The sequence below is a fragment of the Streptomyces sp. NPDC107538 genome (assembly GCF_055657445.1).
The window spans coordinates 232,785-247,898 of record NZ_JBVKAY010000004.1; the positions used below are offsets into that span (position 1 = coordinate 232,785).

Here is a 15,114-nt window from a genome sequence, read left to right on the forward strand (position 1 = left end):
CCCGCGCCGCGCGCGGCTTTACGAAACTTTGAACCCGGAGTCTAGTCGGGTACCCCTCGCGCCCCACAGGGCCCCGGCTTTTGCGCTTATCGCGCTTACGACACGTTCACACCGAAGTCGAGCGCGATGCCCCGAAGACCGGACGCGTACCCCTGCCCCACCGCGCGGAACTTCCACTCGCCGCCGTAGCGGTAGACCTCGCCGAAGATCATCGCGGTCTCGGTGGAGGCGTCCTCGGAGAGGTCGTAACGGGCGAGTTCCTGGCCGTCTGCCTGGTTGACGACCCGGATGAAGGCGTTGCTGACCTGGCCGAACGCCTGACCGCGGTTCTCCGCGTCATGGATGGAGACCGGGAACACGATCTTGTCGACGGTGGCCGGCACCCGGGAGAGGTCGATGATCAGCGACTCGTCGTCGCCGTCGCCCTCACCGGTGAGGTTGTCGCCGGTGTGCTCGACCGAGCCGTCGGGACTCGTGAGGTTGTTGTAGAAGACGAACCACTCGTCCCCCAGCACCCGTCCGCCCTGGCACAGCAGCGCGCTGGCGTCGAGGTCGAACGGTGCTCCGGTGGTGGTCCGAACGTCCCAGCCGAGCCCGACCAGGACTTGGGTGAGATTCGGCGCGGCTTTGGAGAGGGAGACATTGCCCCCCTTGGCGAGTGTGACGCCCATGGTTCTGGTCCTCCCCGATTTTCGAGCTTCAGTTGCTCAACTGTTCAGTTGTCCGCGTACGCGTGGGCCGCCCGCCCTCGTCGTACGAGCGCGTCCGGCGCCGCGGTCGGTGAACGACGGCGGCGCCGGGCGTGGTGAGTCCGTGGTGCACGGGGGTCTTCCCCCGTGACTCAGACGTTCACACCGAAGTCCTGGGCGATACCGCGCAGACCCGAGGCGTAGCCCTGTCCGATGGCCCGGAACTTCCACTCGGCGCCGTGCCGGTACAGCTCGCCGAAGACCATCGCGGTCTCGGTGGAGGCGTCCTCGGAGAGGTCGTAGCGGGCGATCTCCGCCTCGCCGGCCTGGTTCACCACACGGATGAACGCGTTGCGGACCTGGCCGAAGGACTGCTGGCGGTTCTCGGCGTCGTAGATCGAGACCGGGAAGACGATCTTCTCGATCTCGGCCGGGACGGTCGCGAGGCTGACCTTGATCTGCTCGTCGTCGCCCTCGCCCTCACCGGTGAGGTTGTCACCGGTGTGCTCGACCGAGCCGTCCGGGCTCTTCAGGTTGTTGAAGAAGATGAAGTTGGCGTCGCTGCTGACCTTGCCCGACGCGTCCAGCAGCAGGGCACTGGCGTCCAGGTCGAAGTCGGTACCGGTCGTGGTGCGGATGTCCCACCCCAGTCCGATGATGACCGCGGTCAGGCCCGGCGCCTCCTTGGTCAGCGATACGTTGCCGCCCTTGCTGAGGCTGACTCCCACGAGGTCCTCCGTTTGGTTTCAGGGGCGGGAGCCCCGTCGTGCGTTGGTGTCGGATCAACGTGTCGATCCTAGTGACGGGTTCCCGTTCCCCGCAGGGTGTGGAACCGAAGAATCACAGGGTGTCGAGGGCCGTGAGGTACTTGTTCAGGTCACGGGCGTCCGGCAGGGCGTTGACGACCGACCAGCGGACGACGCCCTCCTTGTCGACGATGAACGTGCCGCGCACCGCGCAGCCCTTGTCCGCGTCGAAGACGCCGTAGGCCCGGGAGACCTCGCCGTGCGGCCAGAAGTCCGACAGCAGCGGGTACTCCAGGTCCTCCTGCTCGGCGAAGACCCGCAGCGTGTGGATCGAGTCGTTCGACACGGCCAGCAGCTGTACGTCGTCGTTGACGAACTTCGGCAGGTTGTCCCGCAGCTCGCACAGCTCGCCCGTGCACACCCCGGTGAACGCGAACGGGTAGAAGAGCACCACCACGTTCTTCTCGCCCCGGAAGTCCGAGAGCCGCACCGTGGCGCCGTGATTGTCCTTGAGCTCGAAGTCGGGCGCCTTGTCACCGACCTGGATCGCCATGATCTACCTGAGTCCCTTCATGGACCGTTCGGGTGACCCAGCCTAAAACGACGCCCCTCGAAGGGCCCCGCAGGGGCACCTTCGAGGGGCGCGGGGAACTGCGCGACAAGCCACGACGTACGCGTGGCCGCCCTCGCACAGAACCCACCGGGCCCTCAGGCGAGCGTCACCTCTTACCGGACTTGGCGGCCTTCGGCGTGACCAGCCGGCTCCCGCTCCAGTCCTTGCCCACGCTGACACTCTTCGACGCGGACAACCCCGCAGTCGTCGCGGCCTCCGAAATGTCGCTGGGCTCCACATAGCCGTCACGCCCGGTCTTGGGCGTCAGCAGCAGGATCGAGCCACCTTCCTCGATGTACGTGGTGGCGTCCACCAACACATCCGTCAGGTCGCCGTCGTCGTCTCGGAACCACAGCACGACGGCATCGGCCACGTCGTCGTAGTCCTCGTCGACGAGCTCACTGCCTACGACTTCCTCGATGGACTCGCGGAGCTCCTGGTCGACATCGTCGTCGTAGCCGATCTCCTGGACCACCTGCTCGGGCTGGAACCCCAGCCTTGCGGCAGGGTTCGTCCGCTCCTCCGCGTGGTCCGCGGTCGCGCTCACGGGTTGCCTCCTGATCATGTTCGGGTGGGGTCGCCCCCTGGGGAATCAGCCACGCGCGTGCGCGAAGCATTGGCCGTAGTCCACACGGGCGGGACGGATCGCGCAAGTACCCAGCCTTCCAGACCGCCGAAACGGTGACGATCCGGGCCGTGTCACCGCAACTCTCTACGCGGATTCACAGCCTCACGTGACACACGCCACACCGTTCTGCCCGTTTTGTGCATTCGGCAACCATAGGGGGGTACGAGCATCGAATACCTTTACTACCTTTGTCGAGCGGGTGACCAGCCTGGTTACCTCCCGGTAGAGATGACGTTTGCGCCCCCGAGGTACACGATGGGGGGCATTGCAGGCATCCAGCGAACACCCTTGCAGAACCCCTGAAGAGCGGCCCTCTGACAGCTAAGGAACAGCGTGGCTTCCGGATCCGATCGCAATCCGATCATCATTGGCGGCCTTCCGAGTCAGGTCCCTGACTTCGATCCCGAGGAGACCCAGGAGTGGCTCGACTCGCTCGACGCCGCCGTGGACGAGCGCGGCCGTGAGCGCGCGCGCTACCTGATGCTCCGGCTCATCGAGCGGGCCCGCGAGAAGCGCGTGGCCGTGCCCGAGATGCGCAGCACGGACTACGTCAACACCATCCCGACCAAGGCCGAGCCGTTCTTCCCGGGCAACGAGGAGATCGAGCGGAAGATCCTCAACGCGACACGGTGGAACGCCGCCGTGATGGTCTCGCGCGCCCAGCGGCCCGGTATCGGCGTCGGCGGCCACATCGCGACCTTCGCGTCCTCCGCCTCCCTCTACGACGTGGGCTTCAACCACTTCTTCCGCGGCAAGGAGGAGGGCGACGGCGGCGACCAGATCTTCTTCCAGGGCCACGCCTCCCCCGGCATCTACGCCCGCGCGTTCATGCTCGACCGGCTCGACGAGCGGCAGCTGGACGCCTTCCGCCAGGAGAAGTCGAAGGCGCCGTACGGCCTGTCGAGCTACCCGCACCCGCGGCTGATGCCGGACTTCTGGGAGTTCCCGACGGTGTCCATGGGCCTCGGTCCGCTGGGCGCGATCTTCCAGGCGCGGATGAACCGGTACATGGAGGCGCGTGGGATCGCGGACACCTCCAAGTCCCATGTCTGGGCGTTCCTCGGCGACGGCGAGATGGACGAGCCGGAGTCGCTCGGCCAGCTCACGCTCGCCGCCCGCGAGGGCCTCGACAACCTGACCTTCGTGGTCAACTGCAACCTCCAGCGCCTCGACGGCCCGGTGCGCGGCAACGGCAAGGTCATCCAGGAGCTGGAGTCGGTCTTCCGGGGCGCCGGCTGGAATGTGATCAAGCTGGTCTGGGACCGCACCTGGGACCCGCTGCTCGCCCAGGACCGCGACGGTGTGCTGGTCAACCGGATGAACACCACGCCGGACGGCCAGTACCAGACGTACGCCACCGAGACCGGCGCGTACATCCGCGACCACTTCTTCGGTGACGACCACCGGCTGCGCGCGATGGTCGAGAACATGACCGACGACGAGATCCTGCACCTGGGCCGCGGCGGTCACGACCACCGCAAGGTCTACGCCGCGTACAAGGCGGCCGTGGAGCACAAGGGCCAGCCGACGGTCATCCTGGCGAAGACGGTCAAGGGCTGGACGCTGGGCCCGAACTTCGAGGGCCGCAACGCCACGCACCAGATGAAGAAGCTGACGGTCGCCGACCTCAAGGGCTTCCGTGACCGGCTGCATCTGCCGATCTCCGACAAGGAGCTGGAGAGCGGACTTCCGCCGTACTACCACCCCGGGCGGAACTCCGAGGAGATCCAGTACATGCACGACCGCCGCAAGGGGCTCGGCGGGTACGTCCCGACGCGTGTCGTGCGGGCGAAGCCGCTGGCCCTGCCGGAGGACAAGACGTACGCGACCGTGAAGAAGGGGTCCGGTCAGCAGTCGATCGCCACGACCATGGCGTTCGTCCGGCTGCTGAAGGACCTCATGCGGGACAAGGAGATCGGCAAGCGGTTCGTGCTGATCGCGCCCGACGAGTACCGCACCTTCGGCATGGACTCGTTCTTCCCGAGCGCGAAGATCTACAACCCGCTCGGTCAGCAGTACGAGGCGGTGGACCGCGATCTGCTGCTCGCGTACAAGGAGTCGCCGACCGGCCAGATGCTGCACGACGGCATCTCGGAAGCCGGCTGCACGGCCTCGCTGATCGCGGCCGGTTCGGCGTACGCCACGCACGGCGAGCCGCTCATCCCGGTCTACGTCTTCTACTCGATGTTCGGTTTCCAGCGCACCGGTGACCAGTTCTGGCAGATGTCCGACCAGCTGGCGCGCGGTTTCGTCCTGGGCGCGACCGCCGGACGTACGACGCTGACCGGTGAGGGCCTCCAGCACGCGGACGGACACTCGCAGCTGCTGGCGTCCACCAACCCGGGCTGTGTCGCCTACGACCCGGCGTTCGGGTACGAGATCGCGCACATCGTGAAGGACGGTCTGCGCCGGATGTACGGCGAGACCGCGGACGGCAAGCCGGGCGAGGACGTCTTCTACTACCTCACCGTCTACAACGAGCCGATCCAGCACCCGGCCGAGCCGGCGGACGTGGACGTGGAGGGCATCCTCAAGGGCATCCACCGCTACAAGGCCGGCGAGGAGGGCTCGATCCCCGCGCAGATCATGGCCTCCGGTGTGGCCGTGCCGTGGGCCATCGAGGCGCAGGCGATCCTCGCCGCCGACTGGAACGTCAAGGCGGACGTCTGGTCGGCGACCTCCTGGAACGAGCTGCGCCGCGAGGCCGTCGAGGTGGAGCGGCACAACCTGCTGCACCCCGAGGAGGAGCAGCAGGTCCCGTATGTGACGCGGAAGCTGAGCGGGGCCGAGGGGCCGTTCGTGGCCGTCTCCGACTGGATGCGGTCGGTGCCGGACCAGATCGCGCGCTGGGTGCCGGGCACGTACCAGTCGCTGGGCGCGGACGGCTTCGGCTTCGCGGACACGCGGGGCGCGGCGCGGCGGTTCTTCCACATCGACGCGCAGTCGATCGTGGTCGCGGTGCTGACCGAGCTGGCCCGTGAGGGCAAGGTCGACCGCTCGGTGCTGAAGCAGGCCATCGACCGCTACCAGCTGCTCGACGTGGCGGCGGCGGACCCGGGCGCCGCGGGAGGCGATGCATAGCATCCGATTCGGGGTCAAGGGGTGGTGAACCGGTGGGTTCACCACCCCTTCACGTTTTCTACTATGCGCCCATGAAGCAGCTAGCGGTCCCGGCGCAGGTCCGGTGGGAACAGCGGACTCAGCGGCCGTTGTTCGGCCTGGCCCTGGTGTTCGCCGTCGCGTACGCCGTGCCGATCGTGCGGCCGGACGCGAGCGACGAGGTGAAGTGGTGGTGCGAGGCCGCCGAGTGGGGCGTGTGGGGCGCGTTCGCGTTCGACTACGTCGTACGGCTCCTGCTCGCCGAGCGGCGGTGGGAGTTCGTCCGGACGCGGTGGTTGGACCTGGCGGCCGTGGTGCTGCCGATGATCCAACCGCTGCGGCTGCTGCGGCTGGTGGCGACGTTGCTGCTGGTGGGGCAGCGGGCGCGAATGGCCTCGCAGATAAGGCTCACGACGTATGTCGGCGGGGCGGTCGTCGGGCTGCTGATGTTCGGGTCGCTGGCGGTGCTGTCCGTGGAACGGGACGCGCCCGGCGGGAACATCGACACGCTGGACGACGCGGTGTGGTGGTCGTTCACGACGATGACGACCGTGGGGTACGGGGATCACGCGCCGACGACGGGGCTGGGGCGGGTGCTGGCCGTCGGGCTGATGCTGTCGGGGATCGCGCTGCTGGGTGTGGTGACGGCGAACATCGCGGCGTGGTTCATAGCGCGGTTCGAGAAGGACGATGCGGAGGAGCGGCGGCAGACGGCCGCGATAGCTGAGCTGGCGGAGGAGGTTCGCTTGCTGCGGGCGGAGGTGGCGTCGTTGAAGTCTGTTGAGGGGGTCCCGGAGCAGCGCCGTTGAGCTTGGGGTGCGTTGCCGGGTGCGGGTGCGTCGTGGCTGATCGCGCAGTTCCCCGCGCCCCTCAAAAAGCAGGGGCTGCGCCCCGTGCTTTTTGTTTTTAGGGGCGCGGGGAACTGCGCGAGAAGCCCCACCGGGCGGCAGCCTCAGAAGAAACCGGTGCCCGGGCCGGCCGTGCCGGCGAGCCAGATGATGGCGAGGATCGTGTCGATGGCACCCAGAACGACCGCGATGATCGCGGGGACGGGGCGGGCGCCGGACCAGGTGCGGTTCATGGCGAGCCAGCCGCAGAGGATCGCTATCGGGCCGAGAATGATGCCCAGGACGAAGAATCCCGCGATCGCGCAGATGACGCCGATGATCCCGAGGGTCGCGCGATCCGGCCCGCTCCGTGACCACGTCCGGCCACGTGATCGGGGGTGCCTGCGCGTACCGTGTCCGAAGCCCGCCATCGTCAACAACTCCCTGAACCTCGCGGTCAGTTCGAGTACGAGATGGCGAGTAACCCGTCAACGGGGGGCGAAACCGGCAAGAGTCGGCGTTCTGCCCCGGCGCGCTGCCCCCCTCCGGCAGCGCGCCGCAGACCCCCAGGTCACTCCGCCGGCGAACGCCCATGCCGTGCGGAGGACTTGACTTACTGTGACCTGCGGCGCGCACCGGGTGGAAGCGCTCTTCAGCGTTGTCACCCTGATAGGCGAACGCGGGTGGAAACCCGCGCGTGAGGCAGTGGCGGAGCTGTCAGATGTGCGCCGCTCCGGCACCCGCCTCGGCGTTCTCGCCGCGCTTGGTCAGGAACGCCACGAGGACGGCGACCGCGGCCACCCCGGCGGCCACCAGGGACGCCAGGCTCATGCCGGACATGAACGTGTCGTGCGCGACCGTGGTGATCTTCGCGGCGATCTCCGCCGGGGTGCCCTCGGCGACCGGCGGGACACCGACCTGGACGGCCTCGGAGGCCTGGCCGAGCTGGGCCTCGGTGAGCGGCGGGAGCCCGGCGTCGGCCCAGTTGCCCGGGAGGTCGCCGTCGACCTTGGAGGCCATCACGGCGCCCAGTACGGCCGTACCGAGGCTGCCGCCGATCTGCATCGCGGCCTGCTGGAGACCACCGGCGACACCGGACAGCTCCAGGGGCGCGTTGCCGACGATGACCTCGGTGGCGCCGACCATGACCGGGGCGAGGCCCAGGCCGAGGCAGGCGAACCAGAGGGACATCACGGCGCTGCTCGTGTCGGTCTCCAGCGTCGACATGCCGTACATCGCGATCGCGGTGAGGGCCATGCCCCCGGCCAGCGGGATCCGCGGACCGGCCTTGGTGATCAGCAGGCCGGCCAGTGGCGAGCCGACGATCATCATGCCGGTGAGCGGGAGCAGGTGCAGACCCGCGTCGATGGGGCTCATCCCGTGGACGTTCTGGAGGTAGAACGTCACGAAGAACAGGCCGCCCATGAAGGCGATGGCCATCAGGACCATCAGGACGACACCCGCGGAGAGGGGGACGGAACGGAAGAGGGCCAGCGGGATCAGCGGCTCCTTCACCTTCGTCTCCCAGAAGGCGAAGACGGCGAAGAGGGCGAGGGAGGCGACCAGGAAGGTCCAGGTCAGACCGTCGCCCCAGCCCCACTCCGGCGCCTTGATGAGGGCCCAGACCAGGCAGAACATCGCTCCGGAGAGCAGCCCGATGCCGAGGACGTCGAAGGAGCGCGGGGCGTTCTCGGCGCGGTGGTCCAGCAGGATCCAGGCGCCCAGGGCCACGGCGAGGATGCCGACGGGGACGTTGATCCAGAACACCGACTGCCAGCTGACGTTCTCCACCAGGAAGCCGCCGAGGATCGGGCCGCCCGCGGTGGAGGCGCCGATGACCATGCCCCAGATGCCGATGGCCATGTTCAGCTTCTCGGCGGGGAAGGTGGCGCGCAGCAGGCCGAGCGCGGCCGGCATCAGCAGCGCGCCGAAGAGGCCCTGGAAGACACGGAAGGTCACCACGAAGGCGACCGAGTTCGACAGGCCGATGGCCCCGGAGGCGGCGGCGAAGCCGACCACGCCTATGAGGAAGGTCTGCCGGTGGCCGAAGCGGTCGCCCAGCTTGCCCGCGGTGATGAGGGTGACCGCCAGCGCGAGGAAGTACGCGTTGGTGATCCACTGGACCTCGGCGAAGCTCGCCTTGAGGTCACCCGCGATGACCGGGTTGGCGATCGCCACGATGGTGCCGTCGAGGGCGACCATCATGACGCCGACGGCCACGGTGAGGAGGGTGAACCAGGGATGGCCGCGCAGGCCCCGGCCCTGGTTCGTCGTCGGGTCCGACGGGACGCCTGGCGCCTTGTCCCCCGGTCCCGTCTTGTCGACAGTGGTCTGACTAGTCATACCCGGAGGCTAATGACAGCCACTGACAGTTGACAAACCAATTCACAAGTCGGTAACTGTCACGTCACTCGCCGCAGGGGCGGGCGGAGGCGAGGGTTCATGGAGACGGCGGCCACGGGCGCGACGGCGGCGGCTGAGAAGCGGCCCGGACTGCGCGAGCGGAAGAAGCGGCGCACCCATGACGCCCTGCTGCGGGCGGCCCTGGAACTGTTCACCACCCAGGGGTACGAGGCGACCACGGTCGACGAGATCGCCGAGGCCGTCGATGTCTCGCAGCGCACCTTCTTCCGCTATTTCGCGGGCAAGGAGGAGGCCGTGCTCGCGGTCCTGGACCTCGCCCAGGAGCACTTCGTGGCCGCCGTGCGGGCCCGGCCGGCGCACGAGGCGCCGCTGGAGGCGATGCGCAACGCCGTCCTGGAGGGCTGGGACGCCATCGGCGAGGCCGTCGAGCAGGTCGTTCCCGTGGAGCTCTATCTCCGGGCGTACGGCATGGTCGAGTCGACGCCCGCGCTGCTGGCCGCGCATCTGCGCCGCTCGGACGAGGTGGGGCGGGAGATCGAGCGGGTCGTCGCCGAGCGCGAGGGGCTCGACGTGGACAGCGACCCCCGGCCACGGGTGGCGGTGGCCGTGTTCGCCGGAGTGATGCGCGTCACGGAACGGATGTGGGCGCTGGGCGGCGATCTCAGCATGGACGCGATGCGCGCCCTGACCACCGCTCATCTGGACGCCCTGCGGCCCTCGTTGGCCGAGCAGTGGCGTACTGGCCGAAACGGATAGGGAACGCCACCATCGCGACCTTCCCTGCGGCACCGTACGGAACGGGCGTGATCGAAACGTGATACGCCTCACTCGGTTAACGCGAGACCCTTCCGTTCTCTTAGTGTGTCCTTTCAGTGACTTCCTTCGACTCCTCCCCGCAACTGAACGTCTGGCGCGCACTGCTGGCGCTGGCCGTGGTTTTCGTGATGCTGGCGACCACCGGCTGGACCGCGATCCGCAGCCACCGTGAGGAGTCGCCGCTGCAGGCGTCGCTCTCCGCGTGGCAGCGCGGACACCTCGACGGCCGTGATCTGCCGGACGCCGCGTCGTCCCCGCACCGGCTGACCGCCTTCTTCGCCTCGCTCACCGCACCGCAGCGCACCCGGCTCGCCCACCGCTATCCGCTCGCCGTGGGCAACATGAACGGCGCCCCCGTCAAGCTGCGCTACCGGGCCAACCGCATCGCGCTGAAACAGCAGAGCAAGCACGAACGGGAACGCATGCACGACCAGCGGCTCTCCGAGCTGGGCCGGCACGAGGCCGGCCGCCGGATGCACCGCTTCGACATGCTGGCCGCCAAGGGCCGGCACATCCTCGCCTTCGACCCCGAGGGCAACGGCCGGGTCGCCGAGACCTTCGGCAGCCTCGACAAGGCCGAGCGCGTCTCGGTCGTCGTCCCCGGCGTCGACACCGACGTCCTCACCTTCCAGCGCACCAACCGCCGCTACACCGCCCCCGTCGGCATGGCCGAATCGCTCTACGACGCGGAGCGCGCGGCCGAACCCGGGACGCGTACCGCCGTGATCGCCTGGGCCGACTACACCGCGCCCGCCGGCCTCGGCCTGGACTCGGCCACCGCGCTCCGCGCCGAACAGGGCTCGCTCCGGCTGAACGCGCTGGTGCGCAGCCTGCCCGGCGACTCCACCGTCGCGCTGGTGTGCCACAGCTACGGCTCGGTGGTGTGCGGGGTCGCCGCGCGCTCACTGCCGTCGCGGGTCACCGACATCGCGGTCGCGGGCAGCCCCGGTATGCGCGCCGAGTCGGTGGACCAACTGCGTACGGGGGCCCGGGTGTGGGCCATGCGGGACGCCGACGACTGGGTGCAGGACGTGCCCTATCTGGAGGTCGGCGGGCTCGGCCACGGCGCCGACCCGGTCTCCTCGGAGTTCGGGGCGCGCATCCTGTCCGCGGCCGACGCCCGGGGGCACAGCGGCTACTTCGAGCCGGGCACCGACAGTCTGAGCAACTTCGCCGAGATCGGCATCGGCGCGTACGGATCGGTGCGCTGTGCGCGGGAGGACGACGCGTGTCTGACGGGTCTGTCCGACAGCGCTGCGGCCTGACGCGCGTAGAGGAGGGTAAAAGTGCGGTTCGCCTCGGTCGGGACTTCCCCGCGTCGCCCGCATACGATGAGCCGCATGGGTGACGTACTGGCCGGATTTCATGCCGCCTGGGAGTTCGAGTCCGACTCCGTGCTCATCCGCTTCGAACGGGGGATCCGCACGCCGAAGCTCTTCCAGGCGCTCGGTGAACGGCGTATCCCCCTGGAGGCGATCGCGGGGGTTTCACTGACACCCGGGAAGCGGGGCACCGTCGTACTGCGTGCCGTACCGCGCCCCGGCGCCGATCCGCTGATGGAGGCGGCGGCGGACCAGCTCAAGGAGGGGTCCGATCCGTACCGGCTGGTGCTGCCGGCCGAGCGGGAGACGCTCGCGGAGTACTACGCCGACGAGCTGCGGGCGCGGCTGACCAGGTCCGGGCCGGCGGAACGGTTTCTGGTGGCGGCGCCCGAGGTGCCGTTGCAGTTCAAGGCGTACGACGGGAAGGCGTCCTTCGACGGGCGGTCCGTGTCGTTCCGGTGGTTCTGGACGGGGGCGTCGTCGGCGAAGTGGAAGGCCGGGGACCAGAGTTTTCCGGTGAGTGCGCTCAGTGGGGTGGAGTGGCGGTCGCCGGAGGTGTTCGAGGGGTATCTGCGGTTGCTGCGGCGGGACGGGTCCGGGGAGCGGCCGGCGCAGCCGGATCATGATCCGGCCGCCGTGGTGTTCGGGCTGGGGTACGGGCCGGTGCACGAGTCGTTGCCGTTCGCCGCGGCGGTGTTGGCGGCGGTGCGCTCCGCGGGGGGTGCGGGGGTGGCCGCGCCGCCGGTCGAGGCGGGGCCTCGGCGGGATCCGGCCGACATCGCCGACCGGATCCGGCATCTTGGGGAGTTGTACGAGGCGGGGCTGGTGACGGATGAGGAGTTCAGTGTGAAGAAGGCGGAGTTGTTGGCTGAGCTGTAGCTACTCGCCGTTCGGGGATCGGTTCGTTGCCGGGTGCGGGTGCGTCGTGGCTTGTCGCGCAGTTCCCCGCGCCCCTTTTGGGGCGCGCTGCACTACTCCCTGCCTGCCGACGTGAAGCGCATGTCCGCGTAACGGTCGCCCGCCACCTGGGCCGCTATCGGTTCCAGCATGGCCATGTCGTCCTCGCCGAGAACGATCGTCGTCGCCGCCGCGTTCTCCTCCACCCTCCCCGGCTTGCGGGTGCCCGGGATCGGGACGACCGGGAGGCTGTGGGTCGTCGACTGCTGGTGGACCCAGGCCAGGGCGATCTGGCCGAGGGTGGCGCCGTGGGTCTCGGCGACCTTGCGGACGGGGTCCAGGAGGGCCGCGTTGGCGGTGGCGTTGGTGCCGGTGAAGCGGGGCTGGTGGCGGCGGAAGTCGTCGGCGGTGAGGTCCTCGGCCGTGGCGAAGGAGCCGGTGAGGAAGCCCCGGCCGAGCGGGGAGTAGGCGACCAGGGTGACGCCGAGGTCGCGGGCGGTGGGGACGACACTCGCCTCGATGTCGCGGCTGAAGAGGGACCACTCGGACTGGAGGGCCGCGATGGGGTGCACGGCGTGGGCCGTGCGCAGTTCGGCGGCCGTGACCTCGCTGAGGCCCAGCTGCTTGACCTTGCCCTCGCGGACCAGGTCGGCCATGACGCCGACGGTCTCCTCGATGGGGACGGTCACATCGCGGCGGTGCATGTAGTAGAGGTCGATCACATCGACGTCGAGACGGCGCAGGCTGCCCTCGACGGACTCGCGGATGTGCGCCGCGTCGTTGCGGATGATCCGCTTGGTCGAGTCGACGGGGTCGACCGCCAGACCGAACTTGGTGGCGACGACGACCTCGTCGCGGTGCGCCTTGAAGAAGGGGGAGAGGAACCTCTCGTTCTCCCCGGCGCCGTACGCGTGGGCCGTGTCGTAGAGCGTGACGCCGAGTTCCAGCGCGCGGTCGAGGGTGGCCCGGGACTCCGCCGCGTCCGAGGGGCCGTACGCGAAGCTCATGCCCATGCAGCCGAGGCCCTGGACTCCCACCTCGGGGCCGTCGGTGCCCAGCCGTGCCGTCGCGATCCCGCCGTTCGTCGTGCCGTCCGTCATGAGGCCCTCTCCGACGCCAGGGCCCGCCCGGCGTCAGCGTAGAAATTGATCTTCCGGTCGAGCACGTTCAGGGTGTCCTGCAGCTCGGCGATACGGGACAGGACGTCGTCCCGGGTCGACTTGAGCAGGTCGAAGCGCTCGGTGTAGGTGTGGTCGCCCTCGCGCACCAGTTCGGCGTACCGGACCATGTCGGCGACCGGCATACCGGTGAGCCGGAGCTTGCCGACGAGGTCGAGCCAGTCGAGGTCGCGGTTGCGGTAGCGGCGCTGGCCGGTGTGGGAGCGGTCGATGTGCGGCATCAGGCCGATCCGCTCGTACCAGCGCAGGGTGTGCGCCGTCAGACCGGTGAGGTCGACGACCTCGCTGATCGTGTACCTGTCCCGCCCGTCCGGCCGCCGGGGCTTCAGCGGCGGACCGGCGCAACTGTCGGAGGTCGTCACACTCGTGGTGTCGGCGGTACTCGTGGTACTCGTGGTCTCCATCACCGTCATGGCCTCCACGCTAAAACCTTGGAGTGGGCTCCAAGCAAGCGAATCCGGTGAGAAAACACGAGGACTTGACGTGATCGGGCTGGTTAGCGTGCGGGCATGAGTCTCGTACGACGTGCCACGGCCGAGGACGCCGTGGAAGTGCTCCGGCTGCGCCAGGTGATGATCGACTCGATGGGGCCCCCGGGGACGGCCGGTCCCACCGGCTGGCACACCGACTCCCTGCCCACCCTGCGCCGCCGACTCGACGGCCCGGAGGGGGAGTTCGCGGCGTTCGTCGTCGACCATCCGCAGCGGCCGGACGCGCTCGCCGCGCTGGTGGTGGGGACCGTCGACTACCGGATCGGCAAGCCGGGCAACCCGCGCGGCGCCGTCGGGCACGTCTTCAGCGTGGCCACCGACCCGGACTGCCGGCGCCGGGGCTACGCCCGTGCCTGTATGGAGGTCCTCGTCGACTGGTTCCGTGAGGTCGGCGCCGGATACGTCCATCTGACCGCGTCCGCCGAGGCCGAGTCACTGTACGCATCGATGGGCTTCCGGCGCAGGCCCGACCCCTTGATGCAGCTGGACCTCTGAGCGGGCGGGCGGGCCTCCGGGCGGGTGGGCCTCGGGGCGGGATTAGGCTCGTGGGCATGTCACTGCAGAGCCTCGCCCTGATCGAGAACTGGCCGGTTCCCACGGCCGCCGCGGCCGTCGTACGGGCGGACGGCACCGTACTCGGGTCGCACGGCCCCACCGGGCACCGCTTCCCGCTCGCCTCGGTCACCAAGCCGCTCGCCGCGTACGCCGTACTGGTGGCGTACGAGGAGGGGGCGGTCGAGCTGGACGAGGCGGCGGGTCCGGCGGGGTCGACCGTGCGGCATCTGCTGGCGCACACCTCGGGGCTGGCCTTCGACGAGCACCGGGTGGCGGCGGAGCCCGGGGCGCGGCGGCTGTACTCCAACGCCGGGTTCGAGGTGCTCGGCGACCATGTCGCCAAGGCGGCGGACATCCCGTTCGCGGAGTACGCGCGGCAGGCGGTGCTGGAGCCGCTGGGGATGACGGCCACCTCGCTCGACGGGTCACCGGCGAAGGACGGCGTCTCGACCGTCGACGACCTGGTGCGGTTCGCCGCCGAGGTGCAGGCGCCCCGGCTGCTGGACCCGCGCACGGTCGCGGAGGCGATGACCGTGCAGTACCCGGGCACCAAGGGCGTCCTGCCGGGCTACGGGCACCAGAACCCCAACGACTGGGGGCTCGGCTTCGAGATCCGGGGCTCCAAGGCACCGCACTGGACCGGGACTTCGTCGTCACCGGGGACCTTCGGGCACTTCGGGCAGTCGGGGACGTTCCTGTGGATCGACCCCGCGGCGGGCCTGGCCTGTGTCGCACTGACGGACCGGGCGTTCGGGCCGTGGGCGGTCGAGGCGTGGGCCCCGTTCACGGACGCGGTGCTCGCCGAGGTCAGGATCGGTGTCTGATTCGTGAAGGAAACGACAACTCTTCGACGGAAGGGGTGGGTGGTCCGTCCGAGCCACCACAAGCA

The 15,114-nt window shown here is 69.3% G+C and carries 15 protein-coding genes; 7 read left to right on the plus strand and 8 right to left on the minus strand.

The window, feature by feature from the left end:
- Positions 1–95 precede the first annotated feature (95 nt).
- From ACZ7MG_RS15525 to ACZ7MG_RS15540, 4 genes are all read right to left on the minus strand, one after another.
- Positions 96–671, minus strand: coding sequence for a TerD family protein (locus ACZ7MG_RS15525; RefSeq protein WP_037704475.1), 576 nt, complete (start codon positions 669–671; stop codon positions 96–98).
- A 170-nt stretch (positions 672–841) separates the two neighbouring features.
- Complete coding sequence (locus tag ACZ7MG_RS15530; RefSeq protein ID WP_152168395.1) at positions 842–1,417, minus strand: calcium homeostasis/redox stress adaptation protein; 576 nt, start codon at positions 1,415–1,417, stop codon at positions 842–844.
- A gap of 112 nt (positions 1,418–1,529) precedes the next feature.
- Complete coding sequence (locus ACZ7MG_RS15535; RefSeq protein WP_471380292.1) at positions 1,530–1,988, minus strand: peroxiredoxin; 459 nt, start codon at positions 1,986–1,988, stop codon at positions 1,530–1,532.
- A gap of 166 nt (positions 1,989–2,154) precedes the next feature.
- Entirely contained in the window at positions 2,155–2,595 is a 441-nt protein-coding gene (locus ACZ7MG_RS15540; RefSeq protein ID WP_033527287.1) for a DUF3052 domain-containing protein, read from the minus strand.
- A 414-nt stretch (positions 2,596–3,009) separates the two neighbouring features.
- On the opposite strand from ACZ7MG_RS15540, the gene aceE reads away from it, so the two are divergent.
- The gene (gene aceE, locus ACZ7MG_RS15545; RefSeq protein ID WP_471380291.1) at positions 3,010–5,757 is read left to right on the plus strand and encodes a pyruvate dehydrogenase (acetyl-transferring), homodimeric type; all 2,748 of its coding nucleotides are present in this window, start codon (positions 3,010–3,012) and stop codon (positions 5,755–5,757) included.
- Positions 5,758–5,828: 71 nt separating this feature from the next.
- On the plus strand, positions 5,829–6,584 hold the full coding sequence (locus tag ACZ7MG_RS15550; RefSeq protein ID WP_471380290.1) for a potassium channel family protein: 756 nt from the start codon (positions 5,829–5,831) through the stop codon (positions 6,582–6,584).
- A 143-nt stretch (positions 6,585–6,727) separates the two neighbouring features.
- Here the strand turns inward: ACZ7MG_RS15550 and ACZ7MG_RS15555 are convergent, their stop codons facing one another.
- On the minus strand, positions 6,728–7,033 hold the full coding sequence (locus tag ACZ7MG_RS15555; RefSeq protein ID WP_471380289.1) for a small hydrophobic protein: 306 nt from the start codon (positions 7,031–7,033) through the stop codon (positions 6,728–6,730).
- 286 nt (positions 7,034–7,319) lie between these two features.
- Complete coding sequence (locus ACZ7MG_RS15560; protein WP_471380288.1) at positions 7,320–8,945, minus strand: MFS transporter; 1,626 nt, start codon at positions 8,943–8,945, stop codon at positions 7,320–7,322.
- Positions 8,946–9,044: 99 nt separating this feature from the next.
- On the opposite strand from ACZ7MG_RS15560, the gene ACZ7MG_RS15565 reads away from it, so the two are divergent.
- The 3 genes from ACZ7MG_RS15565 to ACZ7MG_RS15575 all read left to right on the plus strand — a co-directional run bounded on the left by ACZ7MG_RS15565 (position 9,045) and on the right by ACZ7MG_RS15575 (position 11,983).
- Positions 9,045–9,722, plus strand: a complete 678-nt coding sequence (locus ACZ7MG_RS15565) for a TetR family transcriptional regulator (RefSeq protein WP_471380287.1) — start codon at positions 9,045–9,047, stop codon at positions 9,720–9,722.
- Positions 9,723–9,838: 116 nt separating this feature from the next.
- On the plus strand, positions 9,839–11,047 hold the full coding sequence (locus tag ACZ7MG_RS15570) for an alpha/beta hydrolase (protein ID WP_471380285.1): 1,209 nt from the start codon (positions 9,839–9,841) through the stop codon (positions 11,045–11,047).
- A gap of 75 nt (positions 11,048–11,122) precedes the next feature.
- On the plus strand, positions 11,123–11,983 hold the full coding sequence (locus ACZ7MG_RS15575; protein ID WP_471380284.1) for a DUF4429 domain-containing protein: 861 nt from the start codon (positions 11,123–11,125) through the stop codon (positions 11,981–11,983).
- Between the two features lie 92 nt (positions 11,984–12,075).
- Here the strand turns inward: ACZ7MG_RS15575 and ACZ7MG_RS15580 are convergent, their stop codons facing one another.
- Positions 12,076–13,101 carry an aldo/keto reductase gene (locus ACZ7MG_RS15580; RefSeq protein ID WP_471380283.1) on the minus strand — a complete coding sequence of 342 codons (1,026 nt, stop codon included), beginning with the start codon at positions 13,099–13,101 and terminating at the stop codon, positions 12,076–12,078.
- Positions 13,098–13,592, minus strand: coding sequence for a MerR family transcriptional regulator (locus ACZ7MG_RS15585; protein ID WP_471380282.1), 495 nt, complete (start codon positions 13,590–13,592; stop codon positions 13,098–13,100). Before ACZ7MG_RS15585 ends, ACZ7MG_RS15580 begins: the two co-directional genes overlap by 4 nt.
- A gap of 96 nt (positions 13,593–13,688) precedes the next feature.
- Here ACZ7MG_RS15585 and ACZ7MG_RS15590 point away from each other — a divergent pair, with 96 nt between their 5' ends.
- Together ACZ7MG_RS15590 and ACZ7MG_RS15595 are read left to right on the plus strand one after the other, a co-directional pair.
- Positions 13,689–14,165, plus strand: coding sequence for a GNAT family N-acetyltransferase (locus tag ACZ7MG_RS15590; protein ID WP_471380280.1), 477 nt, complete (start codon positions 13,689–13,691; stop codon positions 14,163–14,165).
- A 56-nt stretch (positions 14,166–14,221) separates the two neighbouring features.
- Complete coding sequence (locus ACZ7MG_RS15595; RefSeq protein ID WP_471380279.1) at positions 14,222–15,049, plus strand: serine hydrolase domain-containing protein; 828 nt, start codon at positions 14,222–14,224, stop codon at positions 15,047–15,049.
- The last annotated feature ends 65 nt before the right edge of the window (positions 15,050–15,114 follow it).